The organism is Paenibacillus sp. (genome assembly GCF_031177825.1).
Taxonomy (GTDB): Bacteria; Bacillota; Bacilli; order Paenibacillales; family YIM-B00363; genus Paenibacillus_AE.
Window position 1 is genome coordinate 60079 of sequence record NZ_JAPSKE010000015.1, and the last position, 22482, is coordinate 82560.

Below are 22482 nucleotides of genomic sequence, written 5' to 3' on the forward strand. Positions count from 1 at the left end.
GTTCCTCCCCGCTCGTTGATTACCTTACTTGTTGATTGCCCTTATTTGATGCCGGACTGCGTAATGGCCCGCACGAACGACCGTTGTCCGAAAATGAACACTAACAACACCGGCAGCGCCGCGATCGTCGTCATCGCCATCAGCTTGCCATACGCTTGAGTATAACTGCCGTGAGCCATCATGGCGATCCCCGCCGTAATCGTTCGCATCTCCGGCGACGTCGTGGCGTACAGCGGCCAGACGAAATCGTTGTACACGCCCATGAACGTGAAGATGCCGAGCGTCACCATGATCGGAACGGAGGACGGCAGCAGGACGCTCGCGTACACCTGCCACTTGTTCGCGCCGTCGATGCGGGCGGCCTCCTCGATTTCTCTCGGGAACGAAACGAAAAATTGGTACAGCAGGAAGACGCCGAACGCGTACGCGGTGTACGGCAGCACCAACGCGTAATACGTGTTGATGAGGCCGAACTGGTTAAACTCCAAATACATCGGCAGGAACGTGAGCACGCCTGGAATCATGAGCGACGCCACGAATATGGATAACAACGACTTCCGCAGCGGAACGTCCGGCAGCCTGGCGAGCGCGAACGCGGCCATCGAGTCGATCCACAGCACGAGCGCGGTGCCCGCGGCGCCGGCGAACAGCGAATTGAAGATCCACCGGGTGATCGGCACGTTCATGAGCTCCCCCGTCAAGCCGTCGACGAAGTTGTCGAGCGTCGGCTTCTTGGGAATGAAGTTCATTTGGCCGGCCAACGCCTCGAAGTCGTTTTTGAATCCCGTGGACAGCATCCACGCGAGCGGCAGCAAGAAGACGACGGCCGCCGCGGAGGCGATGAGGACGAGGAGGACGGTTCTGATTTTCTTCAGGTTCATGTTCATGTTCATGGCGGCTACTCCTTCCTTCCGTAGGTCAGGCGGTATTGAACGACCGACACCGCCATGATGAGCAGCGCCATCAGGACGGCCATGGCGGACGCGGAGCCCAGCTCCTTGCGGATGAACGCCTGGTCGAGAATGTTGATGAGCAGCACCTTCGTGCTGTCGCCGGGGCCGCCGCGCGTCAGCAGGAACGGTTGGGCGTAGATGTTGAACGACGCGATCGTCGACGTGATCAGGACGAAGAGCATGACCGGGCGGATCGACGGAAGCGTAATGGCGACGAATTTGCGCCACGCGTTCGCGCCGTCGATCGAGGCTGCTTCGTAGTGGTCCTCCGGCACCTCGTTGAGCGCGTTGATGAAGATGACCATATTAAAGCCGATCGTCCACCAGAGCGTCGCCAGCACGAGGGCGATCCACGCCCACGGCCGGCCGGTCAGCCACGGCGCCGGGTCGAGGCTGAGCTTGGCTAAGAAGCTATTGATGAAGCCGGCGTTCGTATCGAACATCATGAGCCAGATGACGGCCATCACCGACGCGGACAGCGCGTACGGCAAGAAGTAGAAGGTGCGGAACAGCCCCCGGATGCGTCGGGGCAGCGCGTTCACGAGCAGCGCCAATGCGAGCCCGAGCGCGATCAAGAGCGGGACGGAATATAACACGAACTGGAACGTCGCCCACAGGCCGTTGAAGAACAGACTGTTCAGGTACGTTCCGGGGGTAAAGATACTTGCATAGTGCTGAAAACCGACGAACGGATGCTCCTTCGAGAGCAGTTCGAATTCATGAAGACTGATATAAATGCCATACAGAATCGGGATAAGCAAAAACAGCGCGAAGCACGCCAAATACGGCAGCACGAACAACGACGAAGTAAACCGGGATCGCCAGGACGCCCTCAGCAAAACCGCCGCCTCCTTTATTTGAGTTTGATGGGGAAAAAGACGGGAGATTCGTTCGCTCTCCCGTCTTCTTCGAATCATGTCGTTCGGTTACTTGCCGATCGCCTGCTTGGACTTCGCGACCGCGTCGTCCATCGCCTGCTGCGGATCCTTCTCGCCGAGCAGCGCGCTGCTGAGCTCGCCCCAGATCGGCTCGGAGATCGTCGGCCAATTGAGCACGTTCGGCGCGAACTGCACGTGCGGGAAGCTCTCTGCGATCGCGCTGTTCGGCAGCGCCTTGAACTCCGCGCTTTCGAGCATCGGCTTCGACGCGAGCGCCTGGCCCGACTTCGCCCACTCGATCGAATTCGACGCCACGTACTTGAGGAAGTCGCCGACCGCATCGATCGTCGCATCGTCCGTCAGGCTCGCCGGGATGACGAAGTTATGCGAGCCGCCGAAGACGGCTTGCTTCGCCTTGCCGAGCTGCGGCATCGGCGCGAGGCCGTAGTTGATGCCGGCTTCGTCGAACTGCCCCTTCATCCACGGGCCGTTGAATTGTATCGCGTTCTTGCCCTGAAGGAACAACGTGTTTTCGCCGTCCTGCTGCACGTTGCCCGGGGAGATGCCGCGGTCGACGAGGCTGCGCATCCACTTGACCATCTCGACCGCTTCCGGCGAGTTGTACGCGACGTCGCTGCCGTTCCACAGCTCGCCGCCGTTTTGCCAGACGAGCGTCGGGAAGATGAACTGCTGCGGCCAGAGCGTCGGCAGCACGTACCCGTAGACCCCGGCGTTCGCGTCCGTCAGCTTCGTCACCGCCGCTTCGAACTCTTCCATGTTCGTCGGGGGAGCGGCGATGCCGGCCTTTTCGAACAGGTCCTTGTTGTAGTACATGACCAGAGGGTGAATGTCGAGCGGGATGCCGTACCATTTGCCGTCGATCGTCGAGTATTCGACCGGCGCTTCGACGTAGTCCGCTTTGTCGATGCCCGCGGCGTCGGCCAGCGGCTCCATCGGTGCGAGCTGCCCCTTGCTGACGTAGGTCGGGATTTGGTCCACGTGCATGATCATCAGATCGGGTCGTTCGCTCTCCGTGCTGAGCGCCACGTCGAGCTGCTTGTAATATTCGCCGTTCGGCTGGATGACGAACTTGACCTTCACGCCGTCCTGCGACGCGTTGTATTTGTCCACCATCTCCTGCATGAACGGACCGTCCGCGCCCGAGAACGGCGACCAGAACAGCACCTCCGTCGTGCCGCCGCCCCCGCCGCCTGTACTGCCGCCGGACGTGGACGTGCCGCCTCCGGATTCCCCGCCGCTGCCGCCCGTACCGCCTCCTCCGCCGCCGGAGCAGGCCGAGACGGCCATTGCTCCGGCGATCAGCAGCGCCGTTAGACCGAACTTTCGTTTGTCGTTCATTTCCTGTTTCCCCCTTGAATCGAATGCAAAACGCTTTCTTGCCTCTCATGTTACCGGGCGGACGAGGGCGGAAGAATGGCGTTTTTTTGGGGGGACCGGACATTTTTTTAGGAAATTCCTTACCTGCCGCTGCGGTCGCCGGGCCGGCCGGGATTGTGCCCCGGCTTCGGACTCGCATTCGGATTTTGAGAAGCTCGCTCCACCTTAAATTTCCAAATCTGCGAAAACGACTTCGCGCCGTATTCGTCTTCGGCGATCGCGTACCATTCATAAACGCCGGAAGCTAAGCCCTTCCAAAGAACCGACGCCTTCGCGCCGCTCTTCTTGCCGGTCTCCTCGCCGATTTTCTGATCCGTATATACGTTCACGGCGAAGTAATCGGTCGCGACCCGCTTCGTTTTCGGCTGCAAATCCAAATCGAGCGAAAACTCGTCTTTATTCGGGTACTGCTCGGGATCGTAAAAATTATAATCGTCGAGATAAGGCGAATACGTCTTGATGTGCAGCTTGTTGTTGTCGATGTCGAACTGCATGAGCCGGATGTAGCCTTGCCCGCCTTCCGGACCGCCTTGATAATCCGCTAGCATCTGGTACACGTTGCGGTCCGGCGTGCCGTCCCCGTCGTCGTCGATCGCGTCGACGAGCAATTCGGCGTCGTGATAATGCCCGGACAGCACTGCGACCACGTTGCGGTTCGGCACGACGACCTGCTCGTGAATTTTGTCCGCGATCGGCGCGCGGTTCCCCGATACGAGCAAATATTCATGGAAGTTCAGCACGGCCATCCGATCCGGGTATTGCTTCAACACTTGGTCCATCCACGCGATTTCCTCGTCGCCGATGCCCCAGCCCATGTATACGAAAATGTAGTCGTTCCCATGGGAAGAAACCAAGTCGTAATGGCCCCGGTTGTTGTCGTAAGAGCCTCCGAACGTATCCTGCGACTTGAACCGGTCTTCCCCGAAATACGTCCAATACTGGTCGTACGCGGCCTGCTTGCCGGCCACGTCGTGGTTGCCCGCCAACACGCCGTACGGAATGTTCGCGTCCTCCAACACCTTCATGTTGTCCGAAGCGACGGCCCACTGGTACGGCTTGTCGGCTTCGTCGACCAAATCGCCCGTATGCGTCACGTATTTAATTTTCATCGTTTCTTTGTTATCGGCGATCCAATCGACGATGTCTTCGTAAATATGAGGATAGCTTTCCGAGTAATATTGCGTGTCGGACATCCACACGAACGAATAATCGTAGTCGTCCGGCGTCGGCGGAATTTCGTCCTGCACCATCAGCTTGACCTTGCGTTCCGCCGCGTAGTCCCCCGCCTTCACCTCGGCGGTCAGCTCGAAATCGGCCGTCCCCGCGACTTGCGAATCCAGCGCGTCCCAAATTTGCTCGGCGGGATCCCAAGCGTACAGCGTCACCTTGCGCCCTTCGAGCGAGTTGCCCTTCCACTCGACGCGAACCGAATCCGTGCCTTTCACGGACGGGTCCAACGTCACCTCGAAGCGCTGGTACGGGAACTTGTCGACGGCGTCGGTAATCAAGTATTCGCCGTCGGACGCAGCGATCTTCGCGTAGTCGTCGTCGCCGAACGCCTGCTCTCCGGCCGGAGCGGCGTCTCTCGGAGGCTCCCGATCCACCGCGTTGAAGAAGCCGGTGAAATACTCCCGCACGCCCGCAAAATATGTAAACCCTCTCCAGAACGATACGTTCATCTTGTCTTCCGTCGGATCGACGACCTTCACGCTCAACTGCGCGTTCGGCGAACGCACGGTTTCTCCATCGGTCGGACGGTCTACCGCGGGCGGCGCCGGCGTTTCTTCCGGTACCGAGAACGCGACTTCCTTCACGGCTTCGTTCCCGACCTTATCGCTAGCCGCGACGCGAAGCGTATGCTCTCCCGCGTTCAGCTTCCAGGATGCCGTCGCATAGGGAAGCGCGATCGGCTCGCCGTCCAGAGACGCCTCGAACGATTCGACCCCCGCGAGGGCGTCGGTCACGTTCGCCTCGATCGTGAACGCCCCGCGGTACGTCTTCCCGTCTTCGATGGACGGCTCGATGACCGGAGCGGTATTGTCTACGACGACGTCGGACGCCGCGGAGCCGTATGCCGGATGGCTGACCGTTACGGTATGCGCCCCGTCGGAAACGGCCGTCGTATCCCATGCATACGCCTTGGAAGTCAGCTTCTCGAAGGGAATATCAAACTGGAAGTCGACGACCGGATGCTTGCCGGCGCTGTCTCCCATCTTGATCGCCAGATCCCGGGTCGAAAATTCAGGACGCGCGTCGTACAGCTCGGTGCCGTCGGCCAACACAAGGCGCACGTTGCGAACGTCGAAGTCGTCCTTGTTTTCCTCGACGCGATCGTCGAACGGAGACGCCTTGGATCCGGCCCGGATCGAAATCGTATTGACCCCGCCCTGCAGGCGGTCCGCGTCGATCGGGACGGTCAGCGTCGTCCACGAGTTGATCGTATCGTCGAAAATGCGCAAGATGTCTTGGCCCATCACGACGCCGTTTTTAAAGTAGAAGTTCACGCCCGTCGTTTCGTACGCGAAGTACGCGTCGTTTTCCAGCGCTTCGTACGCACCTGAGGATATGTCCGTCCCGTCGATCGCAAGCGAAAGTTCTCCGGCCGGCGCATGCTCCCCCGTTCCCTTAACGATCCGGGATCCCGACAGCACGTCGCCGTCCTTCACATTCAGCCGTAGGTCGGACGTATCGCGGCCGCCTTCGATGCGGACCCGGAACGTCTCGCTCGTCCGCTCGTTGATGCCGTCGGAAAACTCGAAGTAGTAATCGATATATTCGCGGCCGATCATCTCCGGCGAATAGATCAAATGATGATACATCGAATCGTTGAAATCTTCCTTCAAGTAGCGCTTCGTATATTCCGTCTGTTGGTTCGTCTTGTAATACAGCGCTACGGTTCTCACGAGACGATCGTCGCGAATGTCCGCGATCAAGTCCAGGTTCTCGGATTGATCGATCGCCGCGACCCCCGTCTCGTTCGCGAACGTAGGCGGCGTCGCGTCGGCCGGCAGCGATGCCGGTACGGCCGGCACTTGCGCTTCGTCGACGCGGCCCGGCGTTGCGGGGAGCAAGCCGGCGCTATGTTTGACCATCGTCGTGCCGCCATCCAGCGGGTATTTGTAGAAAATGCCTAGATTCGCCTTCGTCTCCTCATCCGTGTCGTAATACGCCGCGGACAGCTCGAAGCGGGTATTCGTCGCGACGACGACGCCGCGCTTGCCGCCGTTCGCCATGCCGCCGGAGTACATGCGGAAGAGGGATTCGTTTTCGACCAAATTCGTCTGATAGTTCTTATTGAAGTCCGCCGCCGTCAGATGTCCGTTCGCCGCGTTGATCACCCAGAACACGAACGTGCCGCGGGCCGGGATGATCATGTCCTCCCGGTCGGTCGGCCAGACGACGTCCGCGTCGGGACCGGAATCGGTGTAACGGTACAAAATCTTGTAATCCTTCAGATTGATCGGATTGTCGGTATTGTTGTAGATTTCTATAAACTCGTACCCGTCGGCGCCGCCCACGTTCGTCGAGTCCGGTACGAGCTCGGTCACGAGCAGCGGCGCGATGCGGTCATAATCGAAGTCGCTCGGCTGAATGAGCACGGTGTAGATGTCCGTCTTCACCGTGGACTTGCTGTCGGACGCCTCGATGTAATACTGGACGGACGCTTCGGACAGCGCGGACACGGGGATGGATGCCGTATATGCGTCGCCCGTTCCTTTCGTCATCGCGACGGACTGGAACTCGGCCGCCGAAGCTCTTTTGAAGTACAGCTTGGCCGAGACGTTATCGTTACCCGCGGCTTGCTCCTCGTTCGCGATCTCGGCCGAAATCGAAATCGCTTGATCCGACTTCCCTTCGGTCGCCGGCGTATGGGTAATGACCGGCGCATGATTCACCGGGGTCGGCTGTCCGGACGTCCGAACCGGCACTTGCGAGTCGAGGACCGTCCCCGGCGTCGCCGCTTCCGTCCCTGCGCTGTACTTCACCATCCGGTTCGTCGCGTCGACCGGATACCGGTAGAAGATTCCTTTGTTCGGCTGCGTTTCCAGGTCGTTGTCATAGGACGCTTCGGACAGCTCGGTCCCGTCCTTGGCGGCGAAGACGATCTTCCGTTGTCCGCCGTTCGCCATGCCGCCTCCGCCCTGAACGCGGATGAGGTCGACGTTCTCCCGCAGCGACGTCCCGTAGTTCGCGTTGAACTGTTCGATCGTCGCCGTTTGGTTTTGTTCGTTCAGCACCCACAGGACCATCGTCCGCTTGGAGGGAAGGGGAATTTCGGCAAGCGGGGTCTCCCACGTCCACTCCGTCTCCGACGGCGAATTCGTAAAACGATATAAGATCTTATAATCTCTTACATCCATCGTTTCATCCGTATTATTATAGATTTCAATAAATTCATACCCGTCCGCCCCGTTGATATTCGCCGAATCCGGCACCAGCTCGGTGATCAACACCTCGGGGAGGAGGCCATAATCGAAGGCTTCGGTTTGCACCACGACCTGGTACACCGGAGTCGTCTCTACGAGCGAGCCGTTCCGGGCTTCGATATAGTATTGATGCCGCTCCTCCGCGAGGGCTATGCTCGGGATGAAGGCGGTATATGCGTTCCCGCCGCTCGACGCAGGCGACATCGGAAGCGCCTGGAACGCGTCGTCCGACGCCGTCTTATGGTACACGGCGGCCGTTACCGCGTTCGCGTACACGGATGCCGTTACGCTCGTCGAAATCGATGCGGCGAGCGCGAGGCCGTCCTCCGCCCTGGCTTCTGCCGCGGGCGCATGCGCGATGACCGGCAGTCCGGCGAGCGGCTGCTTCGGATCGACGGAGCCCGGCGTCGGGCTCGCTTTGACGGCTTGCTTCAGCGTCGGGACGCCGGCTTCGGGCAGCCGGAAATGAACGCCCAACCCTTCGCCGATGTCCTCGGCCAAATACGAGGAAGACGAAATTTCTTCGCCGGCGCCGTTCCGCACGATGATGCCCCGCTCGGCGGAATTGGAGAAGCCGTCGAACCCGCTCACTTCGACGACGTCGGCGGCGGACAAGCCGACCCCGTAAGCCGCGTTGAACGCATCCAGCGTATTGCCGCCGTTGTTATACCAAAACACGAGCGTATCCCGCGGCTCCACGGTTTTATTTTCGAACGTCAACATCTTGTTGGAGGCCGGGTTCGGATATCGATAAATAAACTGATAATCGCTAAGGGAAATCGGTCGATCCGTATTGTTGTACACCTCGAAAAATTCGAAGTTATCCGCCCCGCTTACGTTCGGATGAATTTCCGTCACGAACAGCTCGGGCTCGGCCGCCGCGGCGACCGCGGGGACGTCGCCCCGCGCCGGAGCGACCGTTCCGCATAAGACGACGGCTGCGAGCGTCGCTGAGATCCATTTTCGAAATCTCATGATTTCCTGCTCCTCTCTATCCTATGTTTTCTATGATTCTTTCAATAAACCAATACAGACCGAACGCGCCGACCGCTCCCGAAGCGTACCGGGGCCAAGCCGTTCGACCGGCGTAACGCCGTGCCGCCCACAATATTGGCAGCGCCGCGGCAACGACGGCGAGCTGCCCGATTTCGACGCCGAGATTGAAGGAAACTAACGGCAAGGCGATGTTGCCGGATAATGCGCCGTGTAAGATCTCTGCGAAACCGAAGCCGTGAACGAGGCCGAAGAGCGCGGTCACCTGCAGGCGGCTGCGCGTAGGCTTGTCCCGGAGCAAGTTTTCGGCTGCGACGTACAGGATGCTTAAGGCGATGAGCGGCTCTGCGACGAACGGAGACAGCGACGCCAGCTCCAGAGCGGATAAGACGAGCGTCACGCTGTGTCCCAGCGTAAACGCCGTAATCGTTGCAGCGAGAGGCTTCCATCCGCGGACGTTCAAGAGCAGCGCCAGGACGAAGAGCATATGGTCGAGACCGCCCCAAATATGTTCCATTCCCATGCCGACGTAGGTGCCGAGCGCGGCCGTCCAGGATGACGCCGCATGCGTTCCGTCGGAAGCGGATGCGGACGCGTTCGCCCCTCCGATTTGCAGAATCGTATTGGAGGCGTTGATCACTTGGTCGATCGAATGATCCCCGACCCGAATCGAAGCGAAGTTCCGGTGGTCGGGATGGGTGTCGAACAGCAGCCCGTATTGGATCATATACCGTTCCACGGGCTCGTCGAACGCGTAGCGGATATCGATTCGGATCATTCGCGTCTTCGCCCTCTCCGCGAACGCCGCAACTTCGATTTCCCCCGACCGAAGCGTTCCGTCCCCGGTTACGGCGATACCGTCGCTTACGAGCGCGCGAGCGGCGCCGATGCCTGCGCGCAACTCCGCGTCCGACAGTTTCCCGTCCCGGTCAGCATCCGTCGCCGGGTTCGCCTCGAGCCAATCGGGCTCCGATACGTACAGCCCATACTGGAGCCCCTGTTCCTCGACGACGATGTCCGAAAACGCCGCAGACCCGGCATGCGCCGACGCCGAGCCGCTCGCAAGGGAAGATGCGGCGAACCCGACGGCCGCGATGACAAGCCCTATGGTTCTAACGAAGCGATAACCCTCTATCTTGATCGGTCCCCCCTCCTCGTATGTTTCAACTTGTCCAACGTACAGGATCCTTGTAAACGAGAGATTAATAGGACGTAAAGATGTTATGAAGAAGCATGAAAGGCAAAGAAAGACAAAAAAAGACACCGCCGGGTCGGCAGGCGCCTTGAAATTGAAACGAGGGGAGAATCGAAAGCTGGACATCCGCAAAATATAGTATAATCAAGTCCCGTAAACTCCACTTTCATCATGACGAAGGATGTTGGGAATGATTTATTTATTGCCTTTAATGCTGGAACGGGTCGGACTTCTTCTGATCTTCGGATTTTTGCTCTCGAGGATGAGATCGTTCCGCCAGATGATTCACCAGCAGCACAGCCTTAAAGAAAAAACGCAGCTGATCGCGGTATTCGGAGCTTTCGGAATCCTTAGCAACTATACGGGGATCGAAATTCAGAACGACTTGATCTCGACCGAGGTGTGGCAGACGACCGTAGACGCCGACGGCGCTCTGGCCAATACAAGGGTCTTAGGGGTTGTCCTGGGAGGGCTGCTGGGCGGTCCGCTCGTCGGAACGGGCGTCGGCCTGATCGCCGGGTTACACCGCTTTACCCTAGGCGGATTTACGGCGGTCGCCTGCGGGATATCCACCATCTTTGCGGGAATCGTAACCGGTTTCCTCAGCGCCCGCCTTCGCAAGAAAGGCAGCATCACGGTCTCGCGGGCGGTGCTGATCGGCATCGTCATGGAATGTATCCAAATGGGGATTATCCTGGCCGTCGCCAAACCCTACGAAGCGGCCCTGGAGCTTGTCCAATTGATTAGCATTCCCATGATCACCATGAACGGATTCGGAACGCTTCTTTTCGTATTGATGATCCAGTCGATTTTGCAGGAAGAGGAACGGACGCGCGCGTTACAGACCAATAAGGCGCTTTATATCGCCGACCAGACCCTCCCCTTCTTCCGTCAGGGATTGAATGCCCGCTCTTCCAAAGAAGCGGCGGAAATCATTCTGCGCCATACCCATGCGGACGCCATCGCCATTACGAATAAGCACCAAGTGCTGACGCACGTCGGGGCGGGCTTAGACCACCATGTTCCGTTGCAGAGCCTATCGACGCAGTTAACGAGAGACGTGATCGAACGGGGAAAGACGATTAAGGCGAGGTCGGCGGAGGAAATTCAATGCTTCCACCCGAACTGTCCCTTACAGGCGGCCATCGTTCTTCCGCTTAAGGTGCACCAGGAGACGGTGGGCACGCTAAAACTTTATTTTACGGACACGAACCGGATGGATAAGGTGGAGCAAGAGCTCGCGGAAGGCTTGGGAAAGCTGTTCTCCACGCAATTGGAGATGGGCGAAGCGGAGCTGCAGAGCAAACTCTTGAAGGATGCCGAAATCAAGGCGCTGCAAGCGCAGGTTCACCCTCATTTCCTGTTTAACGCCATCAATACGATTTCTTCGCTATGCCGAACCGACCCGGAGAAAGCGCGGGAGCTCCTGCAGCGATTAGGCGTATTTTTTCGGAGCAACCTTCAAGGCGCGCGTCAGACGCTCATTCCTCTGTATAAAGAAATCGAGCATGTGGAAGCGTATTTGACCCTGGAGAAGGCCCGTTTTCCCGATAAATATACGGTCGCTTTCGATATGGATCCGACGCTGGAAGAGGTGCTCCTTCCGCCGTTTACCCTTCAACCGTTAGTCGAAAATGCAATCCGCCATGCGTTCCCGAACCGCAAGGGGCATGTTTCGATCCGGGCCTACCGGGAACTAGGCGACATGGTGCTGATCACGGAGGATAACGGGATAGGGCTGCCGGCCGATTTGCTGGACTCCCTTGGGAAGAACGCCGTCAAATCGGCGGTCGGGACGGGTACGGCCCTTCATAATATCCGCATGCGAATGAAGGAAATTTACGGAGAAGACGGCGCGTTTCGGATCGAAAGCGAATGCGGCGCCGGTACGAAAGTCATTTTAAAGGTACCTATCGACTATAAGAAGTGGGATGAGAACCATGCTGAAAGCTTTTATCGTTGACGACGAGCCGCTGGCCCGGGATGAATTAAGCTATCTTCTTCGACGCAGCAAGAAAGTGGAGATCGTGGGGGAAGCGGAGTCGATGGAATTGGCTCTGGCAAAAATACAGGACCTAAAGCCCGACGTAGTTTTTGTGGACATCCAGCTTGCCGAAGGCAACGGCATGGAATTGGCGGGACGGCTCGCGGACCTTGACGGCGGCCGGCCCGATATCGTGTTCGCTACGGCTTACGACGAATATGCGTTGAAGGCGTTCGAGCTGAACGCCGCCGATTACATTTTAAAGCCTTATGACGAGCGCCGGATTGTCCAGACGGTGAAGAAACTGGCGAGCAGACAGGAATACCGAGAAAGACGGGAAACGCTCCCCTTTCGGCGGAACGCCGCCGCGTCGGAAAAGATCGAAAAATTGGCGATTACCGTGGAAGACCGCATTCTCTTGATCCATACGGGAAAGATTACTTATATCAACTCTGAGGAAGGAAAAACCGTGATCGCCACGGAGGATAAGCAGTATAAAGTGAACGAACCGCTGACGAATTTCGAACAGAAGCTCGCGAACGCCTCCTTCGTGCGCGTCCATCGGGCGTATCTCGTCAATTTGGATTATATCGTCGAGATTCAGCCTTGGTTTCATTCCACTTATAACTTGATCATGAAGGACGGGCGCAGCGTACCCGTGAGCAGGACCTATTTGAAAGAGCTGAAACAACGAATCGGATTTTAAAGTCTACGGACATTTCGTGAAAACGCTTGCGATTTAATCGTTTCTTTTTGCCGTTCACCCCCTGATCTTTGCGTTTTATCTTGAAAACCTCATGCGATTGATTTCATGAATTATGATAAGAGCAATGATGACATCAGGGAGGGGATTGAAATGAATGCGATTACAATAGTAATCGGTTCGATTTGCATTTTGATGATCGCCTACCGCTTGTATTGTACGTTTGTGGCGGTTAAAGTTTTGAAACTGAACGATTCCGTCCCGACGCCGGCCCATGCGTTGCAAGACGGCAAAGACTATGTTCCCACGAACAAATGGGTCACCTTCGGACATCATTTCGCGGCCATTGCGGCTGCGGGCCCGCTGGTCGGACCGATTTTGGCGGCGCAGTTCGGGTATCTTCCGGGCTTACTGTGGCTGTTGATCGGCGCCGTGATCGGCGGAGCGGTGCATGACGCCGTCGTCCTGTTCGCCTCGATGCGGAAGCAAGGGAAGTCCTTGTCGGAAGTCGCCAAAGAAGAACTGGGTCCGATCGCCGGTTTCTGTACGGGCCTCGCGATGCTGTTCATCATCACGATCACGATGGCAGGCTTGTCCATGGTCGTTCTGCACGCATTGGAACGCAACCCTTGGGGGACGTTCGCCGTCGGGATCACGATCCCGATCGCCATGGGCGTCGGTCTTTTCTACAAGAAAACCGGCAATCTGAAACTAGCTTCCACTATCGGGTTTCTTCTTATTATGATCGGCGTGTTTGCGGGCCCTTCGATTCAAAACACCGTGATCGGAGAATGGTTAACGTTCGATTATAAGACGCTTGCGGTGATTTTGCCTGTATACGCTTTCTTTGCGGCGGCTTTGCCGGTTTGGCTGCTTCTCGCGCCTCGCGACTATTTGAGCAGCTTCATGAAGGTCGGCGTATTTATCGCGCTCATCGTCGGGGTGTTTATTATCAATCCGACGATTCAGTTTCCTGCTTTGACCGAGTTCATCCACGGCGGCGGCCCGATCGTCGCGGGTCCGGTATGGCCGTTCATCTCGATTACGATCGCCTGCGGCGCCATCTCCGGGTTCCATGCCTTCATCGGGTCCGGCACGACGCCGAAGATGCTGGACCGTTGGAGCGATATCAAGATCGTTGGCATGGGGGCGATGTTGGTCGAATGCGTCGTCGGAATCATGGCGTTGGTCGCCGCGACCGCGCTTCACCCGGCCGACTATTTCGCGATCAATTCCAAGCCGGAAGTGTTCCAAACGTTGGGCATGAACGTGGTCGACTTGCCGAAGCTCTCCCAAGCAATCGGATTGGATCTGGAAGGAAGAACCGGCGGCGCCGTAACGCTCGCTGTCGGCATGACTTATATTTTCACCAAAATTCCGTGGTTCAGCACGCTTGCGCCTTACTTCTATCAATTCGTCATTATGTTCGAAGCCGTGTTTATTTTAACGGCGATCGACGCGGGAACCCGCGTGTCCCGCTACCTCATCCAAGATTTCTTCGGCGAGCTATATAAACCGTTGAAGCGTATGGACTGGATTCCGGGAACGATCTTTGCGAGCGCCTTGGCCTGCTTCTTCTGGGGGTATCTGCTCCTGTCGGGCGATATCAGCTCCGTCTGGACGCTGTTCGGCGTCTCTAACCAGTTAATGGCTTCCATCGGATTGATCGTCGGCGCTACCGTCATCTTGAAAATTGCGGATAAACGCCGTTATATGCTGACTTGTCTCGTACCGCTCGCCTATCTGTTCGTGACGGTCAACGTTGCGGGATATTGGATGATCAAGAACGTATATCTCAACCCGAGCGCGGCCGGCTTCAACATCGTGAACGGCGTGCTGTCGATTATGATGTTAGCGTTAGGCATTATTATTCTGGTCGCTGCGATGAATAAATGGGTTTCCCTGCTGCAATCGCCGCAAGCTCGAATGAAAGCTACGAACGCATAAAGGAGCTTTAATAGGGTAGGGGCTGTCCGGTTTACGGACAGCCCCTTTCTACGCTTCCAGCTCCAACGTAATTTGAATCCATTCGCTGCGGCTCCCGATGCGGATCGGCGGGCCCCAGAAGCCGTAGCCGGAGGAGACGATCGCATGGAACGCGCCCCGCGAGACGTAGCCCCAATCCAGATCGAACAATCTTCGCGTGATCAGATGGCCCGGCGCCAGCTGCCCGCGATGCGTATGGCCGGACAGCATCAGATCGACGCCGGCCGCCTCCGCCTCGGCGAAGCCGAGCGGCTGATGGTCCATCAGCACGACCGGGCGGCGGCGGTCCGCCCCCGCCAGCAGCGGCTCGAGGTCCGCCCGGCGAAGGCCGTACCGGCCGGCGGACCGATCGAGCCGCCCGACGAGCGTCAGCTCGCCGCCGACGTCGAGGGTTTCGTCCATCAGCATGCGGATGCCGGACGACGCCATCGCCTCGGCGAACGCGGCGCCCCCGCTCCCGCCGAACGGATCGTGGTTGCCCGTCACCGCATAGACGCCGAGCCTCGCCCGGAAGCCGCGGAAGACGTCCGCCAGCTTGTCCTTGACGAACGGGGCGAGATCGTCGTCGAGCAGATCGCCGGGCAGCAGGACGAGATCGGGCTCGAACGCGTTGACGTCGCGGACGAGCCGCCTCAGATGCCGGCGACCGACCAGGGCGCCGAGGTGCAAATCGGACGCGACGGCGATGCGCAGCGTCCCCCGACCCGCGGCCGGCTTGCGGACGCGAAGGCGGAACTCGCGCGCGACCGGCCGCCAGGCGTTCCACGAGCCGTAGCCGATCAAGCCGACGAGGGCGACGACGACGCACCAGCCGACGAAGAGCGCGGGCGACTTCGCCCCCGCGAGGCCGAGCAGCCAGACGGCGAGATCCGCGGCGGGCAGCATCAGAATCAAGTACACCATCGCCGCCATCCAGTAGGCGCCGAGGCGCATCAACGCGCGGAGCGGCGCCGCGTCGAAGCGGACGGACAGCACGCGCCCGATCAGATACGCGTAAGCGAGCAGCGCGAACGGCAGCCAGAACGCCGCGCCGCCGGCGCCGGGGAACAGCTGCCGCAGCCATGCGGCGCCGTGCCAGCCGATCCCCCATTGCAGCAAGGAGTAGATCAATAGAAAGATGGCGATGGCCGCCGCGATTCTCCCTTTCATCGATTCGTTCCTCCGGACAGTAAGTTTCTGTATAAACTCAAGGGTATGCTATAATCGCAATCAGATCAAATTCGGTACACGGAGGCGTCTCACTCATGCTCGACTTCGAACGCAAGCTCGCCGTCTTCTCTTCCTTCCCGGAGCTCGTCCGCAAGGACGTATCGCTCGGCCGGGTCAACTTCCATTACGAACAAAGCGTCTACGAAAAGAAAACCGTCGGCTTCCACCTGCATCCGAACGGGAACGGCTACGTGTATGCCGCCCTGATCCCGGGCGCGGAAACCGATGCCAAAGGCTTCGTCAACGTGCGCGACGCGTCCGAAGACGAGCTGCGCGAGTGGATCGCCGCCTCGATTCGGTCGCTCTCGACGCGGCCGGACGGCGAGGCTCGGGCCGCGACGGCGCCGAGCCCCGAGCCGCAAGCCGCCGCTCCCGCGTCCGCCGAAAGCCGTTGGGGCAACGACGAAGGCCAGACGCTGCGGCTGACGTTCGAAGACGACCTCTGGTACGTCTTCGCCGGACAACACTTGGAGTCCGCCTTCGAGACGTACGACGAAGCCGAAGCGTACATGCGCGAGGAAGGCTTCCGAAAGCTTCCGTAACGAAACAACGGCGGAGCCGGGATCCTGTCCCGCTCCGCCGTCGCTATGTCCGCCGCTTCCCGACCACCGTTCGATTCCGACCTTCGTTCTTCGCGCGATACATCGCCTCGTCCGCCGATTCGAACAGCGCTTCCGCCGACATGCCGGACCCCGGATAGGCCGCGATGCCGATCGACAGCGTAACCGGCCGACCGGCCGGACTGTCCGTCGCTTCGAACGTCCGGCGAATCCGCTCCGCCGCAGGGAACGCCGCCGCCGCGTCGGAGCGCTCCAACAGGACGACGAACTCCTCGCCGCCGAACCGGAAGCAGAAGTCGGTAGGGCGCAGCGCCGACTGCACGGTCCTCGCCAAGAAGCGAAGCACATCGTCCCCCACCGCATGACCGAACGTGTCGTTGATCGACTTGAACCGGTCGATATCCATCACGAGCAGGGCGAACGGCTCTTCGGCGAGAAGCATTCGCTCCATAGACTCGTTCATCGCCCGTCGGTTCGGCAGCCCCGTGAGCGGATCCGTCATCGCTTCGCTCGTCAATTGGTCGTTCTGCTTCTGCATCGTGCGAATCGCCATCCGCATCGAGTCGCTGAGCAGGTCGGCCTCTCGGTTCCAATGGCCGGGCAGCATCGCCTCCGGCACGCGTTCGCCGCGCGACAGCTTGCCGGCCACCTCGGAGAGGAAGACGATCGGCGCCGCGAGCCGGCGCGCCAAGTACACCGCGGCGAGAAGCATGAGCAGGCAGGCCGGCAAAATGAACATCAACCGATTCCACGTATGGTGCCGCAGCTCCTTCTCCACCGATTGCAACGGCGTCTGCGCCACGATCCCCCAGCCGTTCTCCTCCACATGCGCATATCCGGCCAAAAACTCGATGCCCCGCGTATTGACGACGCGCATTCGGCCGTTCCGGCCTTCCATCAAATGCTGAACGGCCGGATTCGCGCTGACGTCTTCCCCGAGCCGCGAAGGGGAAGGATGAAACACCAGCTCCCCGCCGCTGTCCACGATATAGGCGTACGTTCCGGAGACGTCGAGCAGGTCCGAACCGAACACGTCGTTGAATACATTCGTCTGATGGAGATACAACGTCCCCGCCAACAGACCGAGATAGGCGCCGTCGTCGGCGAAGATCGGCTCCGACATGATGACGATCAGGCGTCCGGTCGCGCCGACGTAAGGCTGCGAGAAGAAAGGCGCCCGCAGCCGATGCGCCTCCGCTAGCGTCTCCGAGTAAATGTTCTTCCCTTCGATCCCGACGGACTGCGGAGAGATGCTCCTTACGACCCCCTCCTCGCTCACCGCCAAGATCGAATTGAACATCCCGCCGCCCCCGTGGAGCAGCATGTCCAGCGGCTCCCGAAGCTCGCCGTCGTCGTCCCAGTGATGGGCCGCTTGCCGCGCCCCGTACTTCAACGTCGACCGCATCGAACGGAGCAGCGCCTCCATCGTCGTCGCCATCTTATTCGCGGTGGACTGATTCAACTCGAGGGTCGTCTCGTATAAGAGTCTCTGCTCCGCTCGATACCCGGCAACCAACTGAACGATCGTCGTCGTCACGACGGCAAAAACAACAAGTCCACCGAATAAGATCGTTAAGCTGATCCTACCAGTGGAACGCCATTCCCGCATAAACATGCAATGTACCCCTCTAATTATCCGTCCGACGCTTCGTCCGCGCGCTCGGAGTCGAGCCCCGCTCCGACGATCGCCGGGGCCTTCCCCCTGCGTCTCAACTCGCGCTCGAGCATCTCGATAAAATCTTGATCCAAAGTGTGCTTGATCGAATCCCGGTAAGCTTGAAGCAGTATTTCGTCAGTCATCTGCCGTATCATCTTTCACCCTCCTTGGAAGGTTTCCCCCCTTACTTTAACGTAAATTGATCGAGCGTACCATGAAAGTTGACGCGCGTCATTTTCCGGACGGGCCCGCATGGTTACGCAGAAAAAAAAGGCGTCCGCCGCTCCGAAGAGCCCGCGAACGCCGCCTGCTTTATCATGATTTCTTAGAGACGACCAGCTTATACCCGACGCCCCGAATCGAATCGATCTGGACGCTCTGCTGATTCATCTCCAGCTTCTTGCGCAGCGAGGACACATGCACGTCTACGGTCCGCTGTCCTCCGACGTAATCGAAGCCCCACACGACGTTCATCAGATCGTCGCGCGTGACGACCATCCCCGGCCGCTGCACCAAATATAACAGCACCTCGAACTCTTTGGGTCGGAGTACGATCGATTCCCCGCCTAAGGCGACCTCGTACTTCTCCGGATAAATCCGCAAGTCGCCGACGGAGATCACCTTCTCCTGCACGGTCTCGACAGCCGCCGGTTCGCCGTCCTTCGGCTGCGTCCGCCGCAGCACGGCGCTAACTCGCGCGAGCAGCTCCGCGACGCCGAACGGCTTCGTCATGTAGTCGTCCGCGCCGAGCTTCAGCCCTTGCACGACGTCGTTCTCGGCGTTGCGCGCCGTAAGGATGATGATCGGCGTGCGATCGCCCTGCTGCCGCAGCTTCGTCAGCACCTCGAACCCGCTCAGCCCGGGCAGCATAATATCGAGCACGATCAGATCGTACCGCCGCCCCGTCGCCGCCGCCAATCCGTCGCTCCCGTTGTCCGCCGTATCGACCGTATAGCCTTCTTGCGACAGGTTATAGGTCAACAGACGGGACAGCGTCGGCTCGTCCTCGATGACCAGAATGTTGTGCGGCATGGGAACCCCCCGTCCATCGAATGATCTTTCCTTCATAGTAGCATATCTTTCGGAAAATGAAACCGCGCTCCCGCCTCATTGCAGTACCGGCAGCTCGATGATGAAGCGCGTCCCCATCCCGAGCTCGCTCTCCACCCGGATCGTCCCCTTGTGCAGCTCCACGAGATGCTTCACGATGCTGAGGCCCAGCCCCGTGCCGCCGGAGACGCGCGTGCGCGCCTTGTCCACGCGGTAGAACCGCTCGAAGATGCGGGGCAGGTCCTTCTTCGGAATGCCGACCCCGTAATCCTGCACCGTGATCCGCACGCGCTCGTATTCGTCCGGCCGCGCCGCGTCCTCGAGGATCGGATCCACCAGCACGCGCAGCCGGCCCCCGTCGTGCGAATACGTAATGCCGTTCGACAGCAGGTTGACGAGAATTTGCTGCAGCCGGTCTTCGTCCGCTTCGATATACACGTCCTGATCGACGGCGGCTTCCAGCGCAATCCCTTTTTTCTTCGCTTCCGTAGCCATCATGTGGAAGATGCGCTCCACGAACGTCTTCATCTCCACCGGGGAAAACTGCAGCGGCACCCGCTTCGACTCGATCTTGGACAAATCCAAAATGTCGCCGATCAGCCGGTTGAGCCGTTCGCTCTCGTCGTAGATGATTTGCAGGAACGATTTCGTCGTCGCCGGATCGCTCGCCGCCCCGCCGAGCAGCGTCTCGGCGAACCCTTTCACCGCCGCGATCGGCGTTTTCAGCTCGTGCGACACGTTCGCCACGAATTCGCTGCGCATCCGCTCGAGCCGCCGGATGGCGGTAATGTCGTGCATGACGACCAGAATGCCGGCATAGGCGTCTTCCGCGATCGTCATCGGCACGGCGTGAATATCGAGCGTCCGTTCTTCGGGATAGTGGAACACGACTTCGCCCCGGAGCGGCTCTCGCCGCTGGAAGCATTCGGCGATCATCCGGGTCAGCTCCTGCTGCGTCTTCGTCAGCGTATAACGCTGACCGAGCAGCTCGGCGGACGAGAAGCCGAGGAACTCCTCCGCGGATCGGTTGAGCAGCACGACCTTCCCTTCCCGGTCCACCATGACGACGCCGCTCGTCATGTTGTCGAGCACGCTCTTCAGCCGGCTCTCGTCTTCTTGGATCTGGTTCATCTGGTACTGCAGGCTCTCGGACATCTTGTTGATCGCGTGCCCGAGCTGGCCGATTTCGTCTTTGTTCGGGATCGCGATCCGCGCGCGATAATTCATATTCGTAATCTGGTAGGCGACTCGCGTCATCTTCTCGATCGGACCCGTCAAGCTGAGCGACATCCGGTACGCGATCAAGGCGGTGACCATCAAGATGACGATCAAGCCGAGGCCGAGATACGACGCGATGCGGCGCGTCTCGGCGTCGAGCGGCTGCATGCTCTCCCCGAATCGGACGTACCCGACGCCCGCCTTGCCGAACGACGCCGGCATCGCCACGTACATCGTCTGCGCTTCGGCGGACGGCTCCCGGCGGATGTGCACGCCGGGGGCGCCGCCCTTCGCGCGGGCGATCTCCGGCGGCAGCCCGTCGCCCGCCGGCGCCCCGGCGCCGCCGGAATCGCCGAGCGCGACGCCGTCCTCGTCGAAGAACGTCACTCGGGCGCCCGTCTTGCGCGCCATGCGAGTCGCTTCCTTGCGGAACATCTCCCCGCCGACGGAGTTCTCGGACACATAATCCCAGTCCACCGTCGCGAGATACATCTCCAGCCGCTCCTCGAGCCCTTCCTCGAGCGCGTGGATTTGCGAATCTCGCATTACCGAAATCGTAAAGATGCCTGCCGCGATATTCGACAGGCCGATGAAAAATATGAAAATCAGCGTCAGCCGATGCCGGAACTTCAGCATTAGCGGAATACCGGCTCCTTGAACGACTCGAGCTTCTCGAAGGAGCTCTTATCGACGTCCGCATGCAGGCTGTTGCCGTGCGAATCCATCGTGACGATCGCCGCGAAGCCCTCCACGTTCAAGTGCCACATCGCTTCCGGAATGCCGAACTCCATGAAGTCGACGCCTTCTACGCCCTTAATCGTCTCCGCGTAATATTGCGCCGCGCCGCCGATCGCGTTCAGGTATACGCCGCCGTGCTCCTGCAGCGCCTTCAGCGTCTTCGGCCCCATGCCGCCCTTGCCGATGACCGCGCGAATGCCGAACTTCTTGATAATGTCGCCTTGGTACGGCTCCTCGCGAATCGACGTCGTCGGTCCGGCCGCCTTCACATGCCAGCCCGCTTCGTCCTTCAGCATGACCGGTCCGCAGTGGTACAGCGCCGCCCCGTTCAGATCGACCGGCGCGTCGTGATCCATCAAGTGCTTGTGAATCGCGTCGCGGCCCGTGTACATGCGTCCGTTCAAGATGACGACGTCCCCGACGCGGAGCTGCCGCACTTGCTCTTCCGTGATCGGCGTCGTCAGGACGACTTCGCGGCGCTCCGGCTGCGCCTCGGCGGCTTCCGCGGCCGCCTGCTCCTCGCTCATGGCGAGCGCCGTTCCGCGTTCGTACACCCATTCGTTGATCTCGCCGGTCGCGGCGTCGATCAAGACGCCTTGGCGGCGGAACGCCCAGCAGTTATACGCGACGGAGACGAAGTAGCTCGCCGGCAGTCGATTCGCGACGCCGATCTTGCAGCCGAGCAGCGTCACCTCGCCGCCGAAGCCCATCGTGCCGATGCCGAGCTTGTTGGCGTTCTCGAGCACGTAGTCCTCCAGCTTCCGGAGGTCTTCGTGTTCGTTCACGTCGTCGACCTTGCGGAACAGCTGCATCTTCGCCAGCTCGTAGCCCGTCGTGCGGTCGCCGCCGATGCCGACGCCGATGAAGCCGGCGCTGCAGCCTTGGCCCTGCGCCTGGTACACCGCGTGCATGATGCACTTGCGGATGCCGTCGAGGTCGCGGCCCGCCTTGCCGAGACCCGGCAGCTCCGTCGGGAGGCTGTATTGGATGTTTTTGTTTTCGCAGCCGCCGCCCTTCAGGATCAGCTTCACCTCGATATCGTCGCGCTCCCACTGCTCGAAGTGAATGACCGGCGTCCCGGGGCCGAGGTTATCGCCCGTATTGTCGCCCGTCAGCGAATCGACGGAATTCGTCCGCAGCTTGCCGTCCTTCGTCGTGCGCGCGATCGCCGAACGAATCGCCCGCTTCATCTCGATCTGATTGGCGCCGACCGGGGTGTGCACGATGAACGTCGGCATGCCGGTATCCTGGCAGATCGGAGACACGTTCGTCTCCGCCATCGTAATATTGTTCGCGATCGTCGCCATCGACAGCGCGGCGCGGGTGCCCGCGCTCTCGCGCTTCGCCCCGGCCTTGATGGCGCGGCGCACGTCCGCGGGCAGGTTCGTGGAAGTCTCAACGATGAGATCGTATACGCTTTGCTCGAATTGTTTCATAGATCGTACGGTTCTCCCCTCGAATGCTTGATCTAAATATATCTCTATCATATCATATCGGACGGCATGAAAAGAACCGCAGCCCGGCGTCTTCCCC

The 22482-nt window shown here is 59.6% G+C and carries 15 protein-coding genes; 4 read left to right on the forward strand and 11 right to left on the reverse strand.

Annotated features, from left to right (window positions below):
- Positions 1 to 41: 41 nt before the first annotated feature.
- The 5 genes from RIN49_RS17520 to RIN49_RS17540 all read right to left on the reverse strand — a co-directional run bounded on the left by RIN49_RS17520 (position 42) and on the right by RIN49_RS17540 (position 9550).
- Positions 42 to 893, reverse strand: a complete 852-nt coding sequence (locus RIN49_RS17520) for a carbohydrate ABC transporter permease (RefSeq protein ID WP_309121450.1) — start codon at positions 891 to 893, stop codon at positions 42 to 44.
- A gap of 5 nt (positions 894 to 898) precedes the next feature.
- The gene (locus tag RIN49_RS17525) at positions 899 to 1792 is read right to left on the reverse strand and encodes a carbohydrate ABC transporter permease (RefSeq protein WP_309121451.1); all 894 of its coding nucleotides are present in this window, start codon (positions 1790 to 1792) and stop codon (positions 899 to 901) included.
- An 87-nt stretch (positions 1793 to 1879) separates the two neighbouring features.
- Positions 1880 to 3190: an ABC transporter substrate-binding protein gene (locus tag RIN49_RS17530; RefSeq protein ID WP_309121452.1), complete on the reverse strand. Its 1311-nt coding sequence runs from the start codon at positions 3188 to 3190 to the stop codon at positions 1880 to 1882.
- Positions 3191 to 3309: 119 nt separating this feature from the next.
- Positions 3310 to 8631 (reverse strand): lamin tail domain-containing protein, encoded by a 5322-nt coding sequence (locus tag RIN49_RS17535; protein ID WP_309121453.1) that lies wholly within the window; start codon positions 8629 to 8631, stop codon positions 3310 to 3312.
- Between the two features lie 16 nt (positions 8632 to 8647).
- The gene (locus RIN49_RS17540) at positions 8648 to 9550 is read right to left on the reverse strand and encodes a HupE/UreJ family protein (protein ID WP_309121454.1); all 903 of its coding nucleotides are present in this window, start codon (positions 9548 to 9550) and stop codon (positions 8648 to 8650) included.
- A 484-nt stretch (positions 9551 to 10034) separates the two neighbouring features.
- Between RIN49_RS17540 and RIN49_RS17545 the strand changes: the two genes are divergently transcribed.
- The 3 genes from RIN49_RS17545 to cstA all read left to right on the forward strand — a co-directional run bounded on the left by RIN49_RS17545 (position 10035) and on the right by cstA (position 14478).
- The gene (locus RIN49_RS17545; protein WP_309121455.1) at positions 10035 to 11807 is read left to right on the forward strand and encodes a LytS/YhcK type 5TM receptor domain-containing protein; all 1773 of its coding nucleotides are present in this window, start codon (positions 10035 to 10037) and stop codon (positions 11805 to 11807) included.
- Complete coding sequence (locus tag RIN49_RS17550) at positions 11785 to 12534, forward strand: LytR/AlgR family response regulator transcription factor (protein ID WP_309121456.1); 750 nt, start codon at positions 11785 to 11787, stop codon at positions 12532 to 12534. The genes RIN49_RS17545 and RIN49_RS17550 overlap by 23 nt, the downstream gene beginning before the upstream one ends.
- Before the next feature lie 150 nt (positions 12535 to 12684).
- On the forward strand, positions 12685 to 14478 hold the full coding sequence (cstA, locus tag RIN49_RS17555) for a carbon starvation protein CstA (RefSeq protein WP_309121457.1): 1794 nt from the start codon (positions 12685 to 12687) through the stop codon (positions 14476 to 14478).
- A 48-nt stretch (positions 14479 to 14526) separates the two neighbouring features.
- Here the strand turns inward: cstA and RIN49_RS17560 are convergent, their stop codons facing one another.
- Entirely contained in the window at positions 14527 to 15666 is a 1140-nt protein-coding gene (locus tag RIN49_RS17560) for a metallophosphoesterase (protein WP_309121458.1), read from the reverse strand.
- Positions 15667 to 15761: 95 nt separating this feature from the next.
- On the opposite strand from RIN49_RS17560, the gene RIN49_RS17565 reads away from it, so the two are divergent.
- On the forward strand, positions 15762 to 16268 hold the full coding sequence (locus RIN49_RS17565; RefSeq protein WP_309121459.1) for a hypothetical protein: 507 nt from the start codon (positions 15762 to 15764) through the stop codon (positions 16266 to 16268).
- Between the two features lie 43 nt (positions 16269 to 16311).
- Here the strand turns inward: RIN49_RS17565 and RIN49_RS17570 are convergent, their stop codons facing one another.
- The 5 genes from RIN49_RS17570 to RIN49_RS17590 form a co-directional block, all read right to left on the reverse strand.
- Positions 16312 to 17901, reverse strand: a complete 1590-nt coding sequence (locus RIN49_RS17570; RefSeq protein WP_309121460.1) for a sensor domain-containing diguanylate cyclase — start codon at positions 17899 to 17901, stop codon at positions 16312 to 16314.
- 17 nt (positions 17902 to 17918) lie between these two features.
- Positions 17919 to 18098 carry a sporulation histidine kinase inhibitor Sda gene (gene sda, locus RIN49_RS17575; protein ID WP_309121461.1) on the reverse strand — a complete coding sequence of 60 codons (180 nt, stop codon included), beginning with the start codon at positions 18096 to 18098 and terminating at the stop codon, positions 17919 to 17921.
- A 160-nt stretch (positions 18099 to 18258) separates the two neighbouring features.
- Positions 18259 to 18975 (reverse strand): response regulator transcription factor, encoded by a 717-nt coding sequence (locus RIN49_RS17580; protein WP_309121462.1) that lies wholly within the window; start codon positions 18973 to 18975, stop codon positions 18259 to 18261.
- Positions 18976 to 19050: 75 nt separating this feature from the next.
- On the reverse strand, positions 19051 to 20847 hold the full coding sequence (gene pnpS / locus RIN49_RS17585; protein WP_309121463.1) for a two-component system histidine kinase PnpS: 1797 nt from the start codon (positions 20845 to 20847) through the stop codon (positions 19051 to 19053).
- Complete coding sequence (locus RIN49_RS17590; protein WP_309121464.1) at positions 20847 to 22385, reverse strand: fumarate hydratase; 1539 nt, start codon at positions 22383 to 22385, stop codon at positions 20847 to 20849. The genes pnpS and RIN49_RS17590 overlap by 1 nt, the downstream gene beginning before the upstream one ends.
- Positions 22386 to 22482: the final 97 nt, after the last annotated feature.

Excerpts from the sequence above, each read along its gene's own strand:
- RIN49_RS17520 (WP_309121450.1), bottom strand. The coding sequence starts at position 893 with ATGAACATGAACATGAACCTGAAGAAAATCAGAACCGTCCTCCTCGTC.
- RIN49_RS17530 (WP_309121452.1), bottom strand. The coding sequence starts at position 3,190 with ATGAACGACAAACGAAAGTTCGGTCTAACGGCGCTGCTGATCGCCGGA.
- RIN49_RS17535 (WP_309121453.1), bottom strand. The coding sequence starts at position 8,631 with ATGAGATTTCGAAAATGGATCTCAGCGACGCTCGCAGCCGTCGTCTTA.
- RIN49_RS17545 (WP_309121455.1), top strand. The coding sequence starts at position 10,035 with ATGATTTATTTATTGCCTTTAATGCTGGAACGGGTCGGACTTCTTCTG.
- RIN49_RS17550 (WP_309121456.1), top strand. The coding sequence starts at position 11,785 with ATGCTGAAAGCTTTTATCGTTGACGACGAGCCGCTGGCCCGGGATGAA.
- cstA (WP_309121457.1), top strand. The coding sequence starts at position 12,685 with ATGAATGCGATTACAATAGTAATCGGTTCGATTTGCATTTTGATGATC.
- RIN49_RS17560 (WP_309121458.1), bottom strand. The coding sequence starts at position 15,666 with ATGAAAGGGAGAATCGCGGCGGCCATCGCCATCTTTCTATTGATCTAC.
- RIN49_RS17565 (WP_309121459.1), top strand. The coding sequence starts at position 15,762 with ATGCTCGACTTCGAACGCAAGCTCGCCGTCTTCTCTTCCTTCCCGGAG.
- RIN49_RS17570 (WP_309121460.1), bottom strand. The coding sequence starts at position 17,901 with ATGTTTATGCGGGAATGGCGTTCCACTGGTAGGATCAGCTTAACGATC.
- sda (WP_309121461.1), bottom strand. The coding sequence starts at position 18,098 with ATGATACGGCAGATGACTGACGAAATACTGCTTCAAGCTTACCGGGAT.
- RIN49_RS17580 (WP_309121462.1), bottom strand. The coding sequence starts at position 18,975 with ATGCCGCACAACATTCTGGTCATCGAGGACGAGCCGACGCTGTCCCGT.
- pnpS (WP_309121463.1), bottom strand. The coding sequence starts at position 20,847 with ATGCTGAAGTTCCGGCATCGGCTGACGCTGATTTTCATATTTTTCATC.
- RIN49_RS17590 (WP_309121464.1), bottom strand. The coding sequence starts at position 22,385 with ATGAAACAATTCGAGCAAAGCGTATACGATCTCATCGTTGAGACTTCC.